Source organism: Salinimicrobium marinum (assembly GCF_014651535.1).
Classification (GTDB): domain Bacteria; phylum Bacteroidota; class Bacteroidia; order Flavobacteriales; family Flavobacteriaceae; genus Salinimicrobium; species Salinimicrobium marinum.
On sequence record NZ_BMXB01000001.1, the window covers coordinates 168,433 to 187,538 of the forward strand.

The window sequence follows — 19,106 nt, forward strand, 5'->3', positions numbered from 1 at the left end:
AGATGAAAAAGCTATTATTTTTAATTGCATTAATCGGAATATTGACCTCCTGTAACCAGGGAGATGATATCATTTCAAATCCTCCTGTAGAAGTTGAGACCAAAGCTTATGATTTCAACCAGGAGTTACCAGATCTATCTGTTTATCACCTGCCTGCCACCTGGACAACCCAGGATAATGAAGAGATCCAGATGGAAGACCTGAGAGGGAACGTACTGGTAATGGTGATGATCTACACATCCTGCAAAGCCGCCTGTCCAAGATTAATTGCAGATATGCGCAATATTGAAAAACAGGTACCCGAAAAAGATCTTGATAAAGTGAAATTTATAATGGTAAGTATTGATCCCGAAACAGATACTCCTCAACGTTTAAAAGAATTCTCACAGGATAATTTAATGGAAGATGATCACTGGATGTTCCTTAGAGGAACCCCGGAAGATACACGGGAATTTGCTGCCGTACTTGCCGTAAGCTACAAAAAGATCTCTCCTATAGATTTTTCACATTCTAATATCATTAGTGTGTTCGATGAAGATGGAGTTCTTGTACACCAGCAAGAAGGACTGGGAGTGGACAATAAAGAAACCATTGACGCTATTCACAAAGAAGTTTCTAATTAGTTTAGTTAGTTATGTTTTGATTGATTGATGAAAAGAGGGTACGTGATTAAAAGCTTACCCTCTTTTTTATTAAATCAATCTATTCCTCAGCAGTGTCGTCATCAACTTCGACGTATGATTTCAGAAAATATTTGGGACTAACCCCATATTTTTCCTTGAAAATTTTAGCAAAATAACTTCGGTTGGATAGACCAATCAAATTGACAATTTCAGAAATATTATATTCTGAAGATTCTAAAAGCTCCCTTGCTTTTTCCAGTTTAATCCGTTGATTGTATTTATTGACCGTTAGATCGTAAGTGTGTTTAAAACCTTGCTGAAGTTTGTTGACATTGGTTCCCACTTCCTGAGCAAGGTATTCAACGGAATAATTCTCATTAAGGTTTTCCTGGATAAGACGGGAAGCCCGGTCTACCTTATCAACGTCGAAACGCCTCATTATTTGCGGCTGATTATCCTCCCGGCGATCGTCCTGATATTGATTTATCTGAATGACCAACATGTCAAAAAGTTTCCCTTCTAAGAATAGATTTCTTACAAAGCCCTTGTATTCTTGTGAATCTATCTCTTCAACAAGATCTGCTGCTCTTAAGCTGTAATTTCCCTGGTAAAAGAATTTTTTTTCTGCTACAGAATCTTCAAATAAAGCTTTTAATTCTGGTTCGAGGCCATGGAAGTGATGGTTGTTCCGGTTGCTGAAGGTGTGCCTTATAATTTCTATACTGGTAATATGAGCTGGCTGGTTGGCCTTGAAAGAAAGCATGTGCCCATTGTTTCCGCTGCTGGATACAATCACATTTTGATACGTGTGGATGGTATGCGTTTCTTTATCTTCTTCAAAGGCATGATCTGCAGTACCTTCAGAACAAAAAATGAATTTTAGAGGGTGTGTTTCATTAATGGTGAATAAGATATCATAATCTTCATAGAAGGTACCTTTATAAATAATGACTCCAATTCCCGAATCAAAATCGGCAGATCTTATTAAACCTTCTCCAATACTCTTTGGTATTTCAATGGTTAATTCCCCGCTATCTTCATGAATAGGAACTTTCCATTGCCTGGCGATATCTTTTACGATATCGTGTACAGGTAGTGCTTTTACTTCAATTCTCATATTTTCAGTTTTTCAATTCTGCTATTGTGTTAACAACCAGCAGGCTTTTTTCTTCATTTATGCTGTGGTCTAGATTTAAATTACAGCTAGTAATGATCTTTTAGAAACTTATGGAGAATTTAAGAAACATCCGAAAATAACTTTTTAAATTTCTGTTATTTCTTTTTAAAATTCTTAAGGGTAGCCTGGATTTGGTTGATTTCCAATATAGTGAGAAACGTTTTCCATCCATATCTGAAGGGTTCATTTTTGTGGAAAAAATATTTGATGTCGGATAATTCAACCACGTCGGTTTCGTACGTTGGATATGATCGTTTTTATAAGTGTATGGCACCTTCGGGGTCTGCTTCAATCAATTTTCATGGGAATTACATGATTACGGATCTAAATTTTTTGACCTTCAACTTTAAACCCTGAAGCTGACGAAAATCATATTTTTTAAAACTCTCATTTTCAACCTTTGTCCCGGTACAAATGAGCATTTTAATTTATGGGTGATTCCTGTTTTCACTGTGGTGACGAAATAAAGGACCGCATTGTCTTTGATGAAAAATCTTTCTGCTGCAGCGGATGCATAACCGTGTACGAGATTTTTTCTGAAAATGATCTTACATCTTACTATGACCTGGAGAAATCTCCCGGGGCTACGCCGAAGGAGACGGAAGGCAAATTCGACTTTTTGTCCAACCAGAAGATCGTAGACAAGCTGCTGGAGTTCAACGACGGAAATGTACAAATCATCTCTCTTTATATTCCGCATATTCACTGTAGTTCCTGTATCTGGATTCTTGAAAATCTTTACAAACTGAAGCCGGAGATCAATGCTTCGCAGGTGGATTTTCCGAAGAAAAATGTAAGGATTACGTATGATTCCGGAAAGATTAGTCTTCAGGAGCTCGTGAAGTTTCTAAGCAAGATTGGCTACGAACCCTATATTAGCCTGGACGACTACGAAACCGGAAAAAAACATATTAACCGAAGCCTCATCTACAAGCTGGGGGTGGCAGGATTTGCCTTCGGAAATGTAATGTTTTTATCGTTTCCGGAGTATTTTGAGGTTTCAGAATACTGGCTGGACCAGTACAAAGGCCTTTTTAGATGGCTGATGTTCGCATTTTCGCTTCCGGTGGTGTTTTATGTGGCGCAGGATTATTTTATTTCTGCATACAAAGGGCTGCGGGCCAAAATTCTGAATATCGATGTGCCGCTGGCATTGGGAATTGTAGTACTTTTTGTGCGAAGTACGCTGGAGATCATTTTCGACTGGGGTACGGGATTCTTCGATAGTCTCACGGGGCTCCTGTTTTTTCTCACCCTGGGGAAATTCTTTCAGCAGAAAACCTACAGCTTTCTCTCTTTCGAGCGGGATTACAAATCCTATTTTCCCATCGGCATTACACGAATGACTTCAGAAGGAAAGGAAGAAAACGTCCACGTACATGATATTGAAAAAGGGGACAAGCTGCTCATTAGAAACGAAGAACTAATTCCCGTTGACGGAATCCTTATTAACGGAAATGCCCGCATCGATTACAGTTTCGTCACAGGAGAATCTGAAGCGGTTTCAAAGGAATCGGGGGATAAGCTGTTCGCTGGAGGAAAACAGGTTTCGGGGATCATTGAGATGGAAGCTTTGAAGACCGTTTCTCAGAGTTATCTTACAAAATTGTGGAGCAACGATGTTTTCCAAACGAATAAAGAGCATTCTTTTACCCGATTAATAGATCATATTAGTCAGTATTTTACAGTGGTGCTATTGTTAATTGCTTTTTCGGCATCGGCTTTCTGGCTGTTCCTGGATGTGACCACCGCCATTAATGTGTTTACTGCAGTGCTTATCATTGCCTGTCCCTGCGCTTTGGCGATGTCTACTCCATTTACGCTGGGGAATTTGCTGCGTATCTTCGGAAATAAAAGATTCTATCTGAAAAACGCCGGAGTCATAGAGCAACTGGCTAAAGCCGATACAGTCATTTTTGACAAAACCGGCACCATTACTTCCAACAAAAAAAGCAGCATCAATTACGAAGGAATTATCCTCTCGCCCGAAGAAGAATCACTGCTGAAAAACACTTTGCGGGCTTCCAACCATCCTTTGAGCCGCACGCTCTACTCGATGTTGGCCGAATATGATATCGTAGCACTTGATGAGTATACCGAAACCATTGGTAAAGGGATGGAAGCAAGTCACCAACACCAGAAAATGAAAGTGGGTTCTGCCCATTTTGTGGGGGATAATACGAGTCAACCATCGTTGAACACTGCAGTGCACATCAGCTCCAACAACGAGTATAAAGGCCGCTATATTTTCTACAATGAATATAGGGAAGGAGTATCAGATCTTTTTTCGGAATTTGGAAAAGAATATCATATTTCAATCCTTTCGGGTGATAACGAAGGGGAGAAGGAAAGGCTGCGAAAGTTGCTTCCGAAGAAAACAGAAATGCTTTTCAATCAAAAGCCGGAAAATAAGTTGCAGCACATAAAATCACTGCAGGAGCAAGGCCGGAAAGTAATCATGGTGGGCGACGGACTCAATGATGCGGGGGCTTTGGCGCAAAGCGAAGTGGGAATTGCCATTTCCGAAAATGTAAATGTATTTTCCCCAGCCTGCGACGCTATCCTGGATGCTTCAAAATTTCAGCAGTTGCACCAGTTTATCACCGCTGCGAAAAAGTCGATCACAGTAATAAAGGTAAGTATTGTACTTTCTTTTTTATATAATATCGTAGGGCTATTCTTTGCTGTTACCGGGCAGTTATCCCCCATCATCGCAGCCATCCTGATGCCGCTGAGTTCCATTAGCATCATTGTTTTTGCGACTATTTGTACCAACGTGATTGGGAGGAGGATTAAGTAGACGAATGTCTGTGAAATTTAAAAACTATTAGTTTATCTCACTCTTAAGTTTTCTCGAGATAATGGAATATGCCTGCTGACTTCTAAATTATTTTCAACTTTAAAGAAAGTAATTGTAGATTTTGAAAACTTTTTTATATTCGGCACTTTTCTACTTCAGGAAGATTCATGAACGTCCAATTTAAAACCATGTATACTCACTTTCTGGCGCTCAGTTATCTGGGATGCTCATCTTTTTTTTGCTCGCTCTGTTGTCTGATATAATCTTTCCGGTGCTGGTAATTTTGATCATGCCCATCCCGCTCTATTTTCTTTTCAGGGGGGAAGTTGCGCTAAAAGTTGCTGCAGGTAAATTGAGGGTGACCTGGATCAAAAAACCTGCTTTTGTTAAGTTAAAAGATTCTGAAATTCAACTTTATGAAGTGATCAGGTGGAAGCTTCAAAGGAACAACCGTGGCCCTGAAATATTTACGATTATTTTAAAAAGTGGGAAAAAACTTCATTTCCGGCCGGATCTGTTTTCTGTACGGGACTGGAACTCTGAATTGTGGCAAGAATTTGATAATGAAATGAGAAAATTTTATTCCGATACTTCAGAGGAGGATCTTTATAAAAAGATTTTTAATTCAGGATATATTGCGAATCTAGATAACAGAATAAAGCTCGTAAAACACCTGAACTTTCTTCTAATTGCTTTAGGTCTACTATCTTTATTTGTGATGATTGCATATAGAGAGTATGAAACGGCTTTATCTGTTGGTTTTTTATCGGTTTTTATTCTTCTTGCGGGATTGGTCATCTATTATCATTACCTGAAAAATGAAAGAAAGCAGACTTTAAAAAGATGATAGGGGTCCTTTCCCTGGATAGTTTAATTTTATCCCAACGCCTCCACAATTCCGCTTAAAAAAGTATCCACGTTAAATTCCGGATCTTCTGTTAGTCCAAACCTGACTACTACAAGATCTTTGGAAGGAATGATAAAAACGAACTGACCCTGAAATCCGTTACAGGAGTAGAGGTCTTTCGGAACATTTGGAAACTTACCTTCTGCATTCAGCCAGAAATGAGCACCGTATTCGCCGTTGGATCCGTTGGTGGGTTTGGTGGTATATTCTGCCCAGGAGTTACTAAAAATCTGCTCTTCTTTCCATTTTCCGTTGTTGAGGTACAGCAACCCGAATTTTGCCCAGTCGCGGGTGGTGGCCCAGCCATAGGACGAGGTAATGTAATTCCCGGCAAGATCTGTTTCCATCATCATGGAATCCATTCCTATTTTATCGATCAATTCTGTATACCAGAAATCAAGATATTCCTGGTGGCTATCAAATTGATCACGAATAAACTTTGAAAGTAGGTTAGTCGTGCCCGAAGAATAATTCCAGCTGTTGTTGGGTTCTCCCGCCAAAGGTTTATTCAATTGCACCTGTGGCATATCTTCTTCTAAAAACAACATTTTATTCACATCAGAATTACCGGTATAATCCTCTTCCCATGCGAGTCCGCTGTTCATTTGTAACAGATTATTAAGGGTGATTTTAGAACGTTCATCGTTCTCCCACTCCTTAAAAAGATTGTTTTGATTCAATGAAATTTTCCCTTTTTTTTCAAGGATTCCCAGGGCGGCATTTGTGAGACTTTTTGTAAGGGACCAACCCAGTAGTTTTGTTTCCGAAGAAAATCCGGCAGCATATTGCTCACATATCAAATGGTCTTTATGAAGAACCACCACGGCCCGTGTCCTCTGGATTTCCTGTCCTTCAAGATCAAATGCTTTTCCTACGGTTTCTTCCAGCTTTTTGTAATTTACATGGGCAAAGGTGGATGGGTTGGGTTCGCCTTTTCCGTAAGGATATGGAGAAATATCCGTATTCAGTGTCCGGTTTGGTTTACAGATGGCAGAGGCTGTTTCGCTGGAGTTTTCCGGTAGTAATACACAGCCCACCCCTTCCCGGTAAACTGCTCTCCTTTTCTTTAATCCCATGAAACTGGAAGAAACAGATTTATCTGCCAGGTCAATTTTACTTTCGGCATAATTGACCGGCTTAAAACTGTTGTCACCTGTCCTTATGGACTGCAGGTCGCGACCGGCTTCAAACATACAGGAACATACATTCTTCGCTGCAAAACCGCTAATGATATTTAACTTTGGGTAATTTTTATATACAACAGCTCCTGCTATTATAGGAAAAGCTGCCATTAATCCGTACTTAATATTTTTATCCATTATTCTTTTTGGGTGCCTTGTCAGTAAAAATAAATGATTTATGTTCTTTTTTCTGTTAAAGCTTATGCAAATGAGCAGGAAGAGATCATATATTTTATTTATAAAATGGTTCTAATGGTTTAAAGCAATAGAATGTCAATTCTATAGGATTTGTTTTATTTGAATTTAAAAAGATGGTTTCAGAAATTAAATTATTTGCACCTGAAATTATCTATTTCGGTAGTTGATGTTATTTCTTTGAAGACGATCATTATACGCATTTCAGGAAGTGAATCCGGCAAATGGAAAGATTGCAGATGTCGGAAGGGGTAAGTATAGATTTGGGAAGGATTTTAAAATGATGATTTCCAGGGAGTGGAAGTTCGGAAAAAATCCTATTTTTAAAGCCTAATACAGCTCATTGAAGTTTTCATCAGCCAGATTTCAGTCAAAATTAGAACTTTAATTACTATTTTATGAAAGCAACAACTTTTTTATGCACCATTCTAACTTCCATGCTATTTCTCACAAAGGTTGGGGCGCAGGAAAGTCTGATCATAACGAAAGAACAAAACTCTGAATGGGTGAACTCTCTAAAGTCGGCAGAGTTGCCTGAAAGTCTGGATCTTCTACAGCAGAGGATGCAGGCAGATACTGACATTTTTTACATAGGCGCAAGGAATCCACATGGCAAAGAGAGGGTGGAGCAGGGATACCAGGAGCAATCTTATTGCCGGCCGTTGTATATTTTTATTTCAGAAGGGAAAGAACCTGTTTTTATAAAATCTAATCCAGATGAGGCCACAGTCAAAAAGTTACGGGATTATCTAAAACCTGAAAATATTGCTGAAGTAGAGGTAGAAACAGGAATCCCCGCAGAAGCGATCTATGGTAGCAGAGGCTCTTGCGGAGTTGTTAAGATGCAAATCAGGAATAAAGAGAATTTTAACCAGCTTCAGGATCTTTTAAAATAAGTTTTAAATTCTTTCGCTGTTCATCGTTTTAAAAGCATTCCTTTCTTCCACATTAAATCTTTATGTTATAAAGTGAAAAATATATTATCTCAATTAAGTTATACTACAAATATTAAGGATCCACGTTTTAAAAAGATGGTTCTTGGTGGGATTCTAGGCATTATAATTTTTGCTCTGTTTTTTGGAGTGGCCGGCTACTTCGCTGGGAAAGCCCTTTATTATTTCACTCATTAAATTCTTTGTATGAAAGGGTGGAAAAAACTTTTCAAAGTATTGGGAATAGTATTTTCTATTATTATAATACTTTTATTTCTGGATTTTACCTGGAAAAATGCTCTTTGGGGATGGAATAATCCGTGGTGACGCGGAAAAATAGATGAAAAACATCAAATCAACATCAGTTATTAATCGTAGTGCAAAATATGTCCAATACCGATAATTCCATTATCATAGATTCAGGTAAAGTACTTATCACAGAACGAAAAAAGCCAATGAGAATACTTTTTTATCTGGCTGTTTTTCTGTTTGGAATGCAGGCTGTATTCATGATCATAGAATACCAGAGTACGAAACAATGGTATGATCTGGTACTGGGGGGAATACTGGCTTTTTGTGTCGGTTTGATCGTATCCAGGGAACTGTTCTTCAGAACTCACAGGAATGAAATTGATGTGAAGGAGATTTCAGGAGTAAAAATTCAGAAGGTGCTTTTTGGCAACGGAAATGTATATCTGAAATTAAAACTGAAAAATAAAGTACGGGAAATTTTTATTGATCAACACCGGGCAGAAGAAATCAGGAAAGAATTGGATCCCCACACCTGAAGCTTTATTTTAACTCATTAAAACAGGATCATTTTAACCGGGAAAAAAGTGTTTATCATGGAAAGCACAAGTGATAGAATTTATATCATCAATACTTTTAAATCTTCGTTTGGTTCTACCGATAGATCCATTGATAGAAGGTTAAGAAATATTCGCCTGGTGCAGATTTTTAATGTTTCTTTTCTGCTATTGTGCTTTGCAGGAACTTTTTTCTCACTCGTGTTACCTGTTTTAGGAGTTAGCAGTATGCTTAAATGGGAAGATATGCCGGTATTGATCATATTCTCTTTTATTTTTTTACTCCATCAATTTCGGGCCCTGCTGTACGAAGCTGAAATTTTAAGGCATCTTAAAGTTCTTTACAATATAAAAGATTCACAGGTAACTTCACAACTCAACAAGGAGTTGCTGGAGTTGATTAGGAAATGCAATCAAAATAAACCGAAAAACAGTGTAACCGTTCTTATATTGTTGTTTCTGTTAGCTGGACTTGCACAGATGATTTTAGAGAATTTTATTCTGTGGGATTACTTGAAGCTTCCGTATTTATTGCTTTCAGCATATCTTCTCTTTAAGGTGTATCATAACTTTATAAAGCTGAAGCAGAATATTTCTGAAACAGAAAACAGGTTATGCTAACTGTTTTAATTGAATTCATTAACTACTAATACAAATATCTTGAAAAGGGTTTTCTTACTTATATTTTTTCTCATCCTTACCAGCTCTTTAGCCCATGCTCAGAAAGTAACGGGAACCGTTCTGGATAAGGAAAGCAATGAACCTGTTGAAGGTGTTCATGTCACCTTGCCGGCTTATAATTATAGTACAGTTACCAATAAGAAAGGAGAGTTCATCATTGGATTAAAAGCAGAACTTTCGGAAAAAGACAGTCTTTACTTTACGTATGTGGGTTACACTACTGCCCGGTTCACTCTTTCTCAACTGCAGAAAATGAATCACACAGTTTTCCTCGAAGTAAGTTTAGAAGAGTTAAAGGAAATTACCCTTGATTCCGATAGAAAGTTACAACCGAAAATCAGGTTCAAAAAACTAGCTTCTTTAGATACAAAAATGTATGCCTTTGGATCGGTTCTCGCCAATGATAAAATCTATGTGGCCGGCGGTAACCAGTCTTATGTGGAAAATGGGATGAGAAGGGAAATGGAAACAAATCTTGCAGCTACTCTACAGGATATACTGGATGCCTCTTCCCAAAACTTTTCATGGGAGAAATATAATGGTTCCCTGCAGGTTTATGATATTAAAAGTGATACATGGAGTATGCCTCAATTGGAGCTTATAGAGCGGGCGAATCACAATTTAAATTATTATGATGATAAAATAATTATCTCCGGCGGAACCACTGTATCCTTAAACGGTAAATATGAATACCTGGCCGATAAAATTGAAATTATAGATTTAAAAAAGGATAGTGTTCTTGTGGATAAAGCAAATCCACACCGGGCTTTAGGAGGTGCGACTTTCATATATGAAGACAATATGATACTTATGGGCGGCTCTTCGAAGATGAAGCGCAACGGCACAAAGGATTATTTGGATAAAGTGCATCTGTATAATTTTGAATCGGGACTTTGGTATGAAATGGCGCATATGCCGTTGCCTAAAGAAACACAGGGGGTACTATTAGAAAATAAAATCTTCCTTGTTGGCGGAAGCCGGGAAACTGCATTGGGCGGAATTGAAAGTTTTGATGTCACTACCGGAAGATGGAAAAAGGAAGCCGAATTAATGGAAACATCTGCCGCTCCCGCTGTTACGCATCACGAAAAAACCATTTATTTTTTCGACAATGGCAAAATAGGTTCCTATCATACAGAAACCGGAGAGCTAAAAGAGTACAAAATTGATCTGAAGATCCAGGGTGCTGGTTTGCACTATGCGAATGACAAATTATATATCATTGGAGGTTTTGAAGAGTATAAGTTTAGAACAAGACCTCTGGCCGGATGCTACAGTATAGAGCTGGCAGAATTTGATCTAACTGAAGTTGCCAGAGCAATCGGTTTTTAGGAAATAAGATACTTTTAATGAAGTTGTGGTTAATACATTTCTCGTTTTTATATATAGGCTAAAAATATAGACTGAAAAAGCTTACTTCTGAAACCAAAATCACCTGATTATTAAAAATTGAAAATCTACCTTCTGGATCACATTTTTGAGTCTAGTTTCTGGAGAAATAGCCTTCCACCTCGGAAGGTTCTTTGGAGAATGCTCCTGAATTTTCTTTGTTATTCCAGATCCTTTTACAGGTTCGTTTCCTGATTTGTTCTGAACCTTGAAAAGATAAGGAATGTCTTTTTGGTGTTGATAAAATAAACTCCGGTAAGGAGGACAGTGGCGGCAATTATGGATTGGGTAGTGATCTGTTCCTCCAGAAAGTGCCAGCCAAGAATCAGGGCTATGATCGGGTTTACGTATGTTGAGGTGGCTACCTTTTCGGGAGATACCACTTTCAGTAAATAATTGAAGGAGGTAAACGCTATGATGCTCCCAAAAAGGATGAGAAGCAGCATAGAATATTGTGTAGGGCTGCTCCATTCCAGGGGAGAGCTCCAGGTTTCGCCAAAGAGGACGCTTGCGAGTAACAATAATATTCCCGCGGTAAACATTTGATATCCAGTATTAACAAAGTAGTTTGTAGGAAGATTTGCGCGGCCTACAAATAAACTTCCGTAGGCCCAGCTAATAAGGCAAAGGAAGATCATGCCCATTCCTAAAACCGAGTTTTCCTGACTTATCACCTGCTTCTGACTTACCAGTAAATAGATGCCGATAATTCCCAGTACTACTCCAACCATAGACATAGCTTTGATCTTTTTACCGTCTAGAATTCGCATTAGCACTAGAACAATAAGCGGCTGCGCCGAAATTTCCAGCGCCGCAAATCCGCTGTCTACATAGCGCAGTGCCCAAACCACAACTCCGTTTCCAAAAGTGAGGAACAGGAATCCGGCGATCACAGTGTTCAGGAATTGTTTTCGGGTGATTTTCAGGTTTAATCCGAGAAATTTGCATAAAATAAAGATCAGGATGCCTGCAGTGGTAAAGCGAATGGAAGCCAGCATGAAAGGTGGTAATTCGGTTACCGCAATTTTGTTTAAGAGATAGGTGGAGCCCCAAATAACATAGATGGAAAAAAAGGCAAGGATGACAAGAACCGGATTTCTGGGACTACTCATAGTTTTTTGCTAAAAAAATTTCCTGCAATATTAGGAATAAACTTTGAGTAGCAGCAGTGAAACCAAAAAATGGAATTCTTTATAGCTTATGGAAATGATTGGTTGGCGTAAAATGTGGACATAGTTCATCTATGGATTCAAAAATCCGGAAAGAGAATTATTTTTTAGAGATCATGCTTCTTCTCTGGAAATAGGGTGATCTTCATACCAGTCGTCAAAAGTCTTATCTGTAGTGTAATCATCAGTAATGACTTTATAAACGGTAAATATCCACCAGGCTTGTCCTACCACCACTGTATAAAAAACAATTGGATAGGAGACATTGAAAAAGACCATGGTAACGATACCCACCAGTAAAAGCGTTGTAATCGCAATATAAAATATAGCTGATAGTTTCATATTCAAAACTTACTGAATAAGAAACCGATATGAAGTTAAGAGATTTATAAAAATAGAATTATTAAAAAGGAATTAACCTTCTTTAGCGCAACTTTAAGAACCTGTACGCAAATTACTGAAGAGTATAATGCACACTGCAACAGGTATTAGTGCACTAATGCCTACTAGTATAGGGAAATATTGAGAGAAGAAGGGGAGCCCAAGCCAAATGGAAGTTCCTTTGTAAAAAATAAGGATTTCAGATAAAATAAAGCCTGAAAGATAGATCCAGAATATGTCCTTTCGAAGCTTCAGGAAATTAAAATACTGGAAAAAAGCAAAAAGAGCAATGCTAATTACTCCAAGAAAAGTCCAGTGCAGATAGCCAATTACAAAATCTGTATAGAGTGCAGAAAGATCAGCAAAATAGGGAATTGCTGTCATTAATTGTAACAGAACCTTTACTGCAAGGAAAAGGCCTGTAAGGCAGAAGAGAAAATTCAGGAATGGAGAGATCAATTTTTTAAGTCCGCTCCAGGATTTCTTCAGAATCAAAAAGAGTTTGTAGAATGCCATTGTTTGTAATATGGCGCCGGCAGCTGCCAGTACATAAAAGATAACCGGCGGTTCTATCCATAAAACAGATAGAAAGAAACTAAGGATAATTCCCGCATTCAAGAGCAGAAAAAAGCTTTTGAATTCTTTTTTTTCCGGATTTAATCCATTCTTTTCAAGTATAAAAAATAAGATTCCGGTAAGGGCAAGAATAAACCAGGCGTTGTACTGGAAGTGCAGGTAAAAATAAATGGAGAGTTTGTACCAGATGGAGGTATTTCCTAAAGTAGCCATCACGCCACCAATTGCCCAGGGGCCAATACTGGAAATTATGAGGTACCACAAAGATGCTTTTATACATTTAAAAGAAAAAGCGCCTTTGAATTGCTTCGGAATATGTTTGAGAACAAACCATGCAAAAAAGTATGATGCAATTAGAAATAGGGTAGAAAATGTAATGGAAAAAAGTGCATAACCCTGAAAAGGGAACGTAAACAGCATTCCCAGAATAGTAATATTGGTGAACCAGAAAATTCGCAGGTATAACTTTGATTTTCCTGCTTCAGTAAAATAGATCCTGTAAATAAGAGTGGCAAGTCCTATATAAACCCAACCCAGTAAGGCGATGTGTGAGTGAGCATGCACCACGTATCGGTAATTTGCCGCAATAGGAGTGACGAAAAACAGTCGGAGAAGAATACCCAAAACACCTACAAGTAAAAAATAGGCAAGGGCAATACTGGTATGCCGTTTCAATTGGATCATTTGCTAAAATAATAAAAAAGGAATGGTCGCAAAACACGCTTTATTGGTAGGTGTTCAGGATCTTTTGGAAACTGATTTTTTCAAAAGTAATTGTCTGATTCAGCTTTATGTTTTAAATAGATGAGTTTTCAGGAAAGAAAAAGGCTGTCCGTGCCGGGAAAATCCCTTTCGGTGGACAGCCTTTTTTATTACTTCACTTCTTCAAGTTGTCTTTTTTCTTCAGGATTCTTGTAGTCCTTACGTGGTTTTTCGTCCAGTGGATCTTTTTTCTTGCTGTTCAGCGAGAATACGAACCATACAAAAGCAAAGAGACCAATTGCAAAGATCGTATCTCCAATAGCTCGCAGCCAGCGGAGTGTATCCATTCCCGGTTGCTGCATGAACTCGGCAGAACGTGCGTACCACATTCCTTCGTTTACACTGGCAATGGTTTGGAGTAATCCTATAGGAAGTACACTTAATAAAACCATTAGGAGCAGTCCAATGTTGATAGACCAGAAAGAGAAGCTCAATAATTTATCATTCCATTTCTGAACCCTGTAAAGACTTCGTAATACGAACAACATCAAACCGATTCCAAGGAAGCCATACACTCCAAACAGGGCAGTATGCGCGTGAACGGCAGTGGTGTTAAGTCCCTGCATATAGTAAAGTGCAATAGGAGGATTAATGATAAATCCAAAGATCCCTGCTCCCAGGAAGTTCCAGAAAGCTACTGCGATAAGACAGTAAATAGGCCATTTGTAATCCTTAAGCCATTCTGTTGCACGGCTAATCTTATAGTTCTCATACACTTCATATCCAATTAGTACCAGTGGCACTACTTCCAGTGCACTAAAAGTTGCTCCCAATGCCATTACAGCTGTTGGAGTTCCACTAAAATACAGGTGGTGAAAAGTTCCAAGAATACCTCCCGAAAGGAATATTACGGTTGCCAGCAGCACGCTGAGAGTTGCAGTTTTTGTGCGTAATAACCCCAGTCTTACAAAGAGGAATGCAGAGACTACGGTAGCAAATACTTCAAAGAAGCCTTCTACCCAAAGGTGTACTACCCACCAGCGCCAGTATTCAGCAATGGCAAGATTTGTTTGTCTTCCCCACATTAATCCCGCTCCGTAGAACAAAGCAATGGCTGCGGAAGAAACCAGGAACATGATTAACAGGTTTCTTTCTGCTGTTCTTTGTCGTATTACCGGAAGTAATGGGCGTACCATTAAAGCCAGCCAAACAAACAATCCAACAAATAGGAAGATCTGCCAAAATCGGCCCAGGTCTACATATTCATAACCCTGATGTCCAAACCAAAAGTTCTCTGCCAGTCCGAGTTTTTGCATAATTCCCATCCATTGTCCGGCCATAGAACCAAAAACGATTACCAGGAGACAGATAAAGAGGAAGTTCACGCCAAATTTCTGAAATTTCGGGTCTTTCCCAGATACTGCCGGCGCTATATAAAGTCCGGTGCCCAGCCAGGCGGTGGCGATCCAAAGGATTCCCAGTTGTACGTGCCAGGTTCGGGAAACAGAATAGGGTAATAATTCGGAAAGATCCAGACCGTAGAATCCGTCTCCTTCCACACCATAATGTGCAGTTACCACCCCAAAAGTGACCTGGATGAGGATGAGAACACATACAATCCATATATATTTCTTCACTGCCAGCATGGAAGGAGTGATCGTTTGCTTCATTAGCGGATCTTCCACCGGCCTTTCGGGGTCCTCTTCTTCTTTCATTTTTGCATGGTAGAAAACCATAAGCCCAATTCCAACCAGCAAAAGAATAATACTGAAACCGGTCCATATCAACAGGTCTCCGGTGGCTTTATTGCCCACTAAATCTTCGGGAGGCCAGTTGTGAGTATAGGAAACTTCACTGCCGGGCCTTTCGGTAACGGTTGCCCAGGTAGCCCAAAAGAAGAAACCATTCATCTGGTGCATCCTTGCTTCATCCTTTATGGAATTTGGCGGAATGGCATAGTAGTTTCTTAATTCATCCAGTTCGGGATTCTCCATGAAGAGTCCTTTATAGTAGTCATTAAGATACTCAATTGCCTGGGCTCTCACCGGCGAAATAGTGATTGTACCGTCACTTTCATTATAGGTATTTTCACGTAATTCAAGTTGAAGCCTTCTTTCCAGTCTTGCCTGCTCTTCGCTGGCAAGGCTTTCGTAAGACTGCCCGTGCTCTTCCTGTGACCAAAGATCAAGGATGTAGATTGCTTCCCTGTGAAGCCAGTCTGCAGTCCAGTCTGGTGCCTGGTATGCCCCGTGGCCCCAAACAGAACCAACTTCCTGGCCACCCATACTCTGCCATACATTCTGGCCATCTTTAATATCCTGGCCTTCAAAAACTACTTCTCCTTCTGTAGTTACAACTCGTTCGGGAAGAGGAGGAGCCTTTTGGTAAATTTCAAATCCGTAATATCCAAGAACCGCAAAAGAGGCGGTGACAACTACTATAAACGTAATCCATAGTTTCTTTTCTTTATTCATATTGAGGGGTTTAAAAAAGAGGCAAAAATGAATAAGATTTGCCTCTCATATATTGCAGCCCCGGAGGGAAATTACCTTAAGGCTGAAAAATGTTATTTTTAATATTTTCTTAATTCAATTCTTTTTCCAACTGTAAGGCCTTTGGAAACAGGATATTATTTTCCAAATGGATGTGGTGATGCAAATCCTGCTCAAATTCTTCCAGCTTGGCGTAGAAAGCCCTGTAAGTGTTACAGGCTCCCTGTGGAGGAGTGTAATTGTCACTTAGCTCTGAGATTTTTCTAAGAAGCTCACCGGCTTCTTCATGCTCGGCTTCCATCATTTTGATAGGGTTATCTACAGTTCCGAAGTGTGGCTGTGGTAATTCGGTACCATCTCTTTTTGCACTTACTAGCTTTTTGATGAATGGGAAAAGAATTAGTTCTTCTTTTCTCATGTGTCCGCTAAGTTCTGTTGCAACCAGCGAAAATAACTGCTGAATTTCAATTAGCTCTGTATAATGGTGACCATGCACTTTAGCAACTCTGGCAGCATACTGTATCAATAGCGGAATATTTTCTTCTACATATCCGTGATGTACATTGATGATATGATCTGTTAGGAAATCCAGTTCCCAGGCATTGTAATTATTTGCACGGGTAGTGGTATTCTCACATTCAAGCAGGGCTTTTTCAAGCTCTTCAGGGTTGGCATTCGCCTTTAAGCAGGCTTTTTCAATACTTATACCTCCGCCGCAGCAAAAGTCAATGCCGTATTTTTTAAATACATGGGCTGTTTTGATATTTTCGGTAACCATATCGGCTACTGTTCTGGATTGTAAAGTGTTCATAAGGCAACTGTTTTTTTTCAACTAATGGTTATTGTATGGGACAAAGTTGCAGATTAAGAACCTTCTGAATTATGAGTCAGGTCATAACCGTCTTTTTTCTTTCAGAATTTTAAAAATGAGCATAAAAAAACAGGGAGTTAGACTCCCTGTTTTTAACACTATATACCACTATATAAGGCTAATTCTATCCGTGCAAGACCAGTAATGGCAGCTGATTGATGAACGGAATCTGGTTGTTCTGCCTGTTTTTAAGCAGTTTTTGACAGATGTTGAGGTTTTTGGCAACCATGACGATCATGTCAACATTTTTGTTTGCAACAAAAAGTCTCGCAGTATCGGGAACTTTGGTAGCATAATAGGTTTGAAGCGAAGGTGTTTTAGGAGAAAAACAATTCTGCAGAAAAAGACGGTTTGCAATCTGTTCTTCCGAAGGTTCTTTTTCAGAATTAAATAGTTCCAGAATCTTTACAGATGCTTTAGATAATGAGGTAAGGTTACGTAACGTTCCCAGCATCTTATCATTGTACTGTATCTTATAATCTGTAGGGAACAGGATCTCCTTGTGTTCCTTATAAATTGCATTTGCTGAAATAGCCAAAACCGGGCACTTCACTTTCATCATAACATCTGAAGTGTTTTTCCCAATAACTACCCCCTCCTTATTGGTAGAGCCTTTGGTGCCCATTAGAATAAGGTCAATGTTTTTTTCCATCACCTGTTGCCGCACTGCTTCAATTAAATAATTTGTTTTGCAGGAGATCGTAAAATGGTGATTTTGGTTCGTTTTTATTACTTCGAGGTGCTCCAGGAGCTTATCGAATTTTTCCTGAATTTCCTGGGATATGGCTGAACCAGATCCTGCTTTTTCGGCATGTGCAGGAATGACGTGCAATAAATGCAACGTACAGGGTACCTCCCTAAAGAATTCCATAGCATATGCTGCGGCATTCTTTGAATTTTCAGAAAAATCTGTGGGCAGTAAGATATTCATCATCAGTCACATCTAAATTACTCTGCAAAAGTAGACCAGAAGTACAGCTGAAAAAATGATGAAAATCAGTTATGAAGTAATTAGACAGGAAAAATATAATCCGGTAATCGGGGGTAAGCCGAAATGTTCCTGTAGTGTACCGGAAAGTAAAAACCCCCTTCCTCAAGGAAGGGGGCTGGAATTAACTAATCTTTTTAAGGGTTTCCACATCAAGGATCTTGATATTTCGACCTTCTATCTCTATTATGCCTTCTTTCTTAAAATCTGATAGAGTTCTAATAAGAGTTTCAGAAGCCATACCTGCTACACTGGCAAGGTCACTGCGCGAGATCCGGATGCTTTGTGTGGGGAACCTTCTTATCTTCTGAGAAAATAAAAGGATAGTCCTGGCAGTTTTTTTACGCACAGAACCATAAGCCATTTCCAGAAGCTGCTCCTTAATTCCTGATATGTTTTCTCCCATTACATCAATAAGATCAAAGGTGATCTTGCTGTTTTTGGAAAGAATGTCCTTAAGTTCTTCCTTTGAAACTGCATAAAGCCGGGTATCTTCCATAGCTGTAGCATATTCCTTGTAAGCCGTGGTTTTTTGAAAGGATAAATTTCCGAAGAAATCTCCTTCCTTATATAAGGAGGTAATAAGCTCCTTCCCGTACTGGTCCATCTGGTGGCTTTTTACCACTCCCTTATCCACAAAAAAGAAATGATTGCTTTGTTTTCCCTCTTCGTAAATGGTCTCTCCAGATTTATAATTCTGTTCTTCATACCCTTTTACAAATTCCCGCAGATCATTTAACGATGCAATTTGCTGCTCCTCTTCTTCCGGGGCAGAGGTTTCTTCTTTCTCTCTTAATTTTTTGAGAATTGAAACTTTTGCCATGCGGCTTTCAATAGCGCTTATCAATTCTTCTTCCTCAAAAGGTTTGGTGAGATAATCATCTGCACCAAGATCCATTCCTTTACGAATGTCTTTATGTTCTGTCTTGGCAGATAAAAATATAAAGGGGATATGCTGGGTGGCAGGATCTTCGGCTAAAGTTTGCAAAACTCCGTATCCATCCATTTCGGGCATCATAATGTCACAAACCACAATATCGGGTAATTCTTTTTTTGCCAGGGCAGCACCAGATTTTCCGTTGGCTGCAGTAATGACTTCATAATCTGAAAGTTCTAAAAGTTCTGCAGTGTTTTCCCGTACAACGGTATCGTCTTCTATAAATAATATTTTTTTCATTTTACTGAATTTAATGAGCCGGTGGTGCGACTTAACTTATTTGAGGATTAAAAATGTAT

The 19,106-nt window shown here is 39.1% G+C and carries 16 protein-coding genes; 7 read left to right on the forward strand and 9 right to left on the reverse strand.

Going from position 1 to position 19,106, the window contains the following annotated elements; translation table 11 throughout:
* The first annotated feature begins 2 nt into the window (after positions 1-2).
* The gene (locus IE056_RS00800; RefSeq protein ID WP_189602720.1) at positions 3-623 is read left to right on the forward strand and encodes an SCO family protein; all 621 of its coding nucleotides are present in this window, start codon (positions 3-5) and stop codon (positions 621-623) included.
* 79 nt (positions 624-702) lie between these two features.
* Here the strand turns inward: IE056_RS00800 and IE056_RS00805 are convergent, their stop codons facing one another.
* Positions 703-1,740: a helix-turn-helix domain-containing protein gene (locus IE056_RS00805; RefSeq protein WP_189602721.1), complete on the reverse strand. Its 1,038-nt coding sequence runs from the start codon at positions 1,738-1,740 to the stop codon at positions 703-705.
* Between the two features lie 490 nt (positions 1,741-2,230).
* Here IE056_RS00805 and IE056_RS00810 point away from each other — a divergent pair, with 490 nt between their 5' ends.
* Both IE056_RS00810 and IE056_RS00815 read left to right on the forward strand, forming a co-directional pair.
* Positions 2,231-4,600, forward strand: a complete 2,370-nt coding sequence (locus IE056_RS00810; protein ID WP_189602722.1) for a heavy metal translocating P-type ATPase — start codon at positions 2,231-2,233, stop codon at positions 4,598-4,600.
* Positions 4,601-4,889: 289 nt separating this feature from the next.
* The gene (locus tag IE056_RS00815; RefSeq protein ID WP_189602723.1) at positions 4,890-5,447 is read left to right on the forward strand and encodes a hypothetical protein; all 558 of its coding nucleotides are present in this window, start codon (positions 4,890-4,892) and stop codon (positions 5,445-5,447) included.
* 29 nt (positions 5,448-5,476) lie between these two features.
* Here IE056_RS00815 and IE056_RS00820 read toward each other — a convergent pair whose 3' ends face one another.
* Entirely contained in the window at positions 5,477-6,826 is a 1,350-nt protein-coding gene (locus IE056_RS00820; protein ID WP_189602724.1) for a serine hydrolase domain-containing protein, read from the reverse strand.
* Between the two features lie 455 nt (positions 6,827-7,281).
* Between IE056_RS00820 and IE056_RS00825 the strand changes: the two genes are divergently transcribed.
* The 4 genes from IE056_RS00825 (at position 7,282) to IE056_RS00840 (ending at position 10,634) form a co-directional block, all read left to right on the forward strand.
* Positions 7,282-7,779, forward strand: a complete 498-nt coding sequence (locus tag IE056_RS00825; protein WP_189602725.1) for a hypothetical protein — start codon at positions 7,282-7,284, stop codon at positions 7,777-7,779.
* A 422-nt stretch (positions 7,780-8,201) separates the two neighbouring features.
* Positions 8,202-8,603, forward strand: a complete 402-nt coding sequence (locus IE056_RS00830; protein WP_189602726.1) for a hypothetical protein — start codon at positions 8,202-8,204, stop codon at positions 8,601-8,603.
* A 57-nt stretch (positions 8,604-8,660) separates the two neighbouring features.
* Entirely contained in the window at positions 8,661-9,242 is a 582-nt protein-coding gene (locus IE056_RS00835) for a hypothetical protein (protein WP_189602727.1), read from the forward strand.
* A gap of 39 nt (positions 9,243-9,281) precedes the next feature.
* Positions 9,282-10,634, forward strand: a complete 1,353-nt coding sequence (locus IE056_RS00840; RefSeq protein ID WP_189602728.1) for a carboxypeptidase-like regulatory domain-containing protein — start codon at positions 9,282-9,284, stop codon at positions 10,632-10,634.
* Positions 10,635-10,867: 233 nt separating this feature from the next.
* Here IE056_RS00840 and IE056_RS00845 read toward each other — a convergent pair whose 3' ends face one another.
* The 7 genes from IE056_RS00845 to IE056_RS00875 all read right to left on the reverse strand — a co-directional run bounded on the left by IE056_RS00845 (position 10,868) and on the right by IE056_RS00875 (position 19,047).
* The gene (locus IE056_RS00845; RefSeq protein WP_189602729.1) at positions 10,868-11,803 is read right to left on the reverse strand and encodes an EamA family transporter; all 936 of its coding nucleotides are present in this window, start codon (positions 11,801-11,803) and stop codon (positions 10,868-10,870) included.
* A gap of 171 nt (positions 11,804-11,974) precedes the next feature.
* Positions 11,975-12,202: a hypothetical protein gene (locus IE056_RS00850; protein ID WP_189602730.1), complete on the reverse strand. Its 228-nt coding sequence runs from the start codon at positions 12,200-12,202 to the stop codon at positions 11,975-11,977.
* Positions 12,203-12,295: 93 nt separating this feature from the next.
* A complete protein-coding gene (locus IE056_RS00855) occupies positions 12,296-13,501 on the reverse strand; it encodes a hypothetical protein (protein WP_189602731.1) in 1,206 nt (401 codons plus the stop codon).
* Positions 13,502-13,689: 188 nt separating this feature from the next.
* Positions 13,690-15,993, reverse strand: a complete 2,304-nt coding sequence (locus IE056_RS00860) for a nitric-oxide reductase large subunit (protein WP_189602732.1) — start codon at positions 15,991-15,993, stop codon at positions 13,690-13,692.
* Between the two features lie 109 nt (positions 15,994-16,102).
* Positions 16,103-16,822 carry an iron-sulfur cluster repair di-iron protein gene (gene ric / locus IE056_RS00865; RefSeq protein WP_189602733.1) on the reverse strand — a complete coding sequence of 240 codons (720 nt, stop codon included), beginning with the start codon at positions 16,820-16,822 and terminating at the stop codon, positions 16,103-16,105.
* A 184-nt stretch (positions 16,823-17,006) separates the two neighbouring features.
* Complete coding sequence (locus IE056_RS00870) at positions 17,007-17,813, reverse strand: universal stress protein (protein WP_189602734.1); 807 nt, start codon at positions 17,811-17,813, stop codon at positions 17,007-17,009.
* Positions 17,814-17,994: 181 nt separating this feature from the next.
* Positions 17,995-19,047 carry a response regulator gene (locus tag IE056_RS00875; RefSeq protein ID WP_189602735.1) on the reverse strand — a complete coding sequence of 351 codons (1,053 nt, stop codon included), beginning with the start codon at positions 19,045-19,047 and terminating at the stop codon, positions 17,995-17,997.
* Between the last annotated feature and the right edge of the window lie 59 nt (positions 19,048-19,106).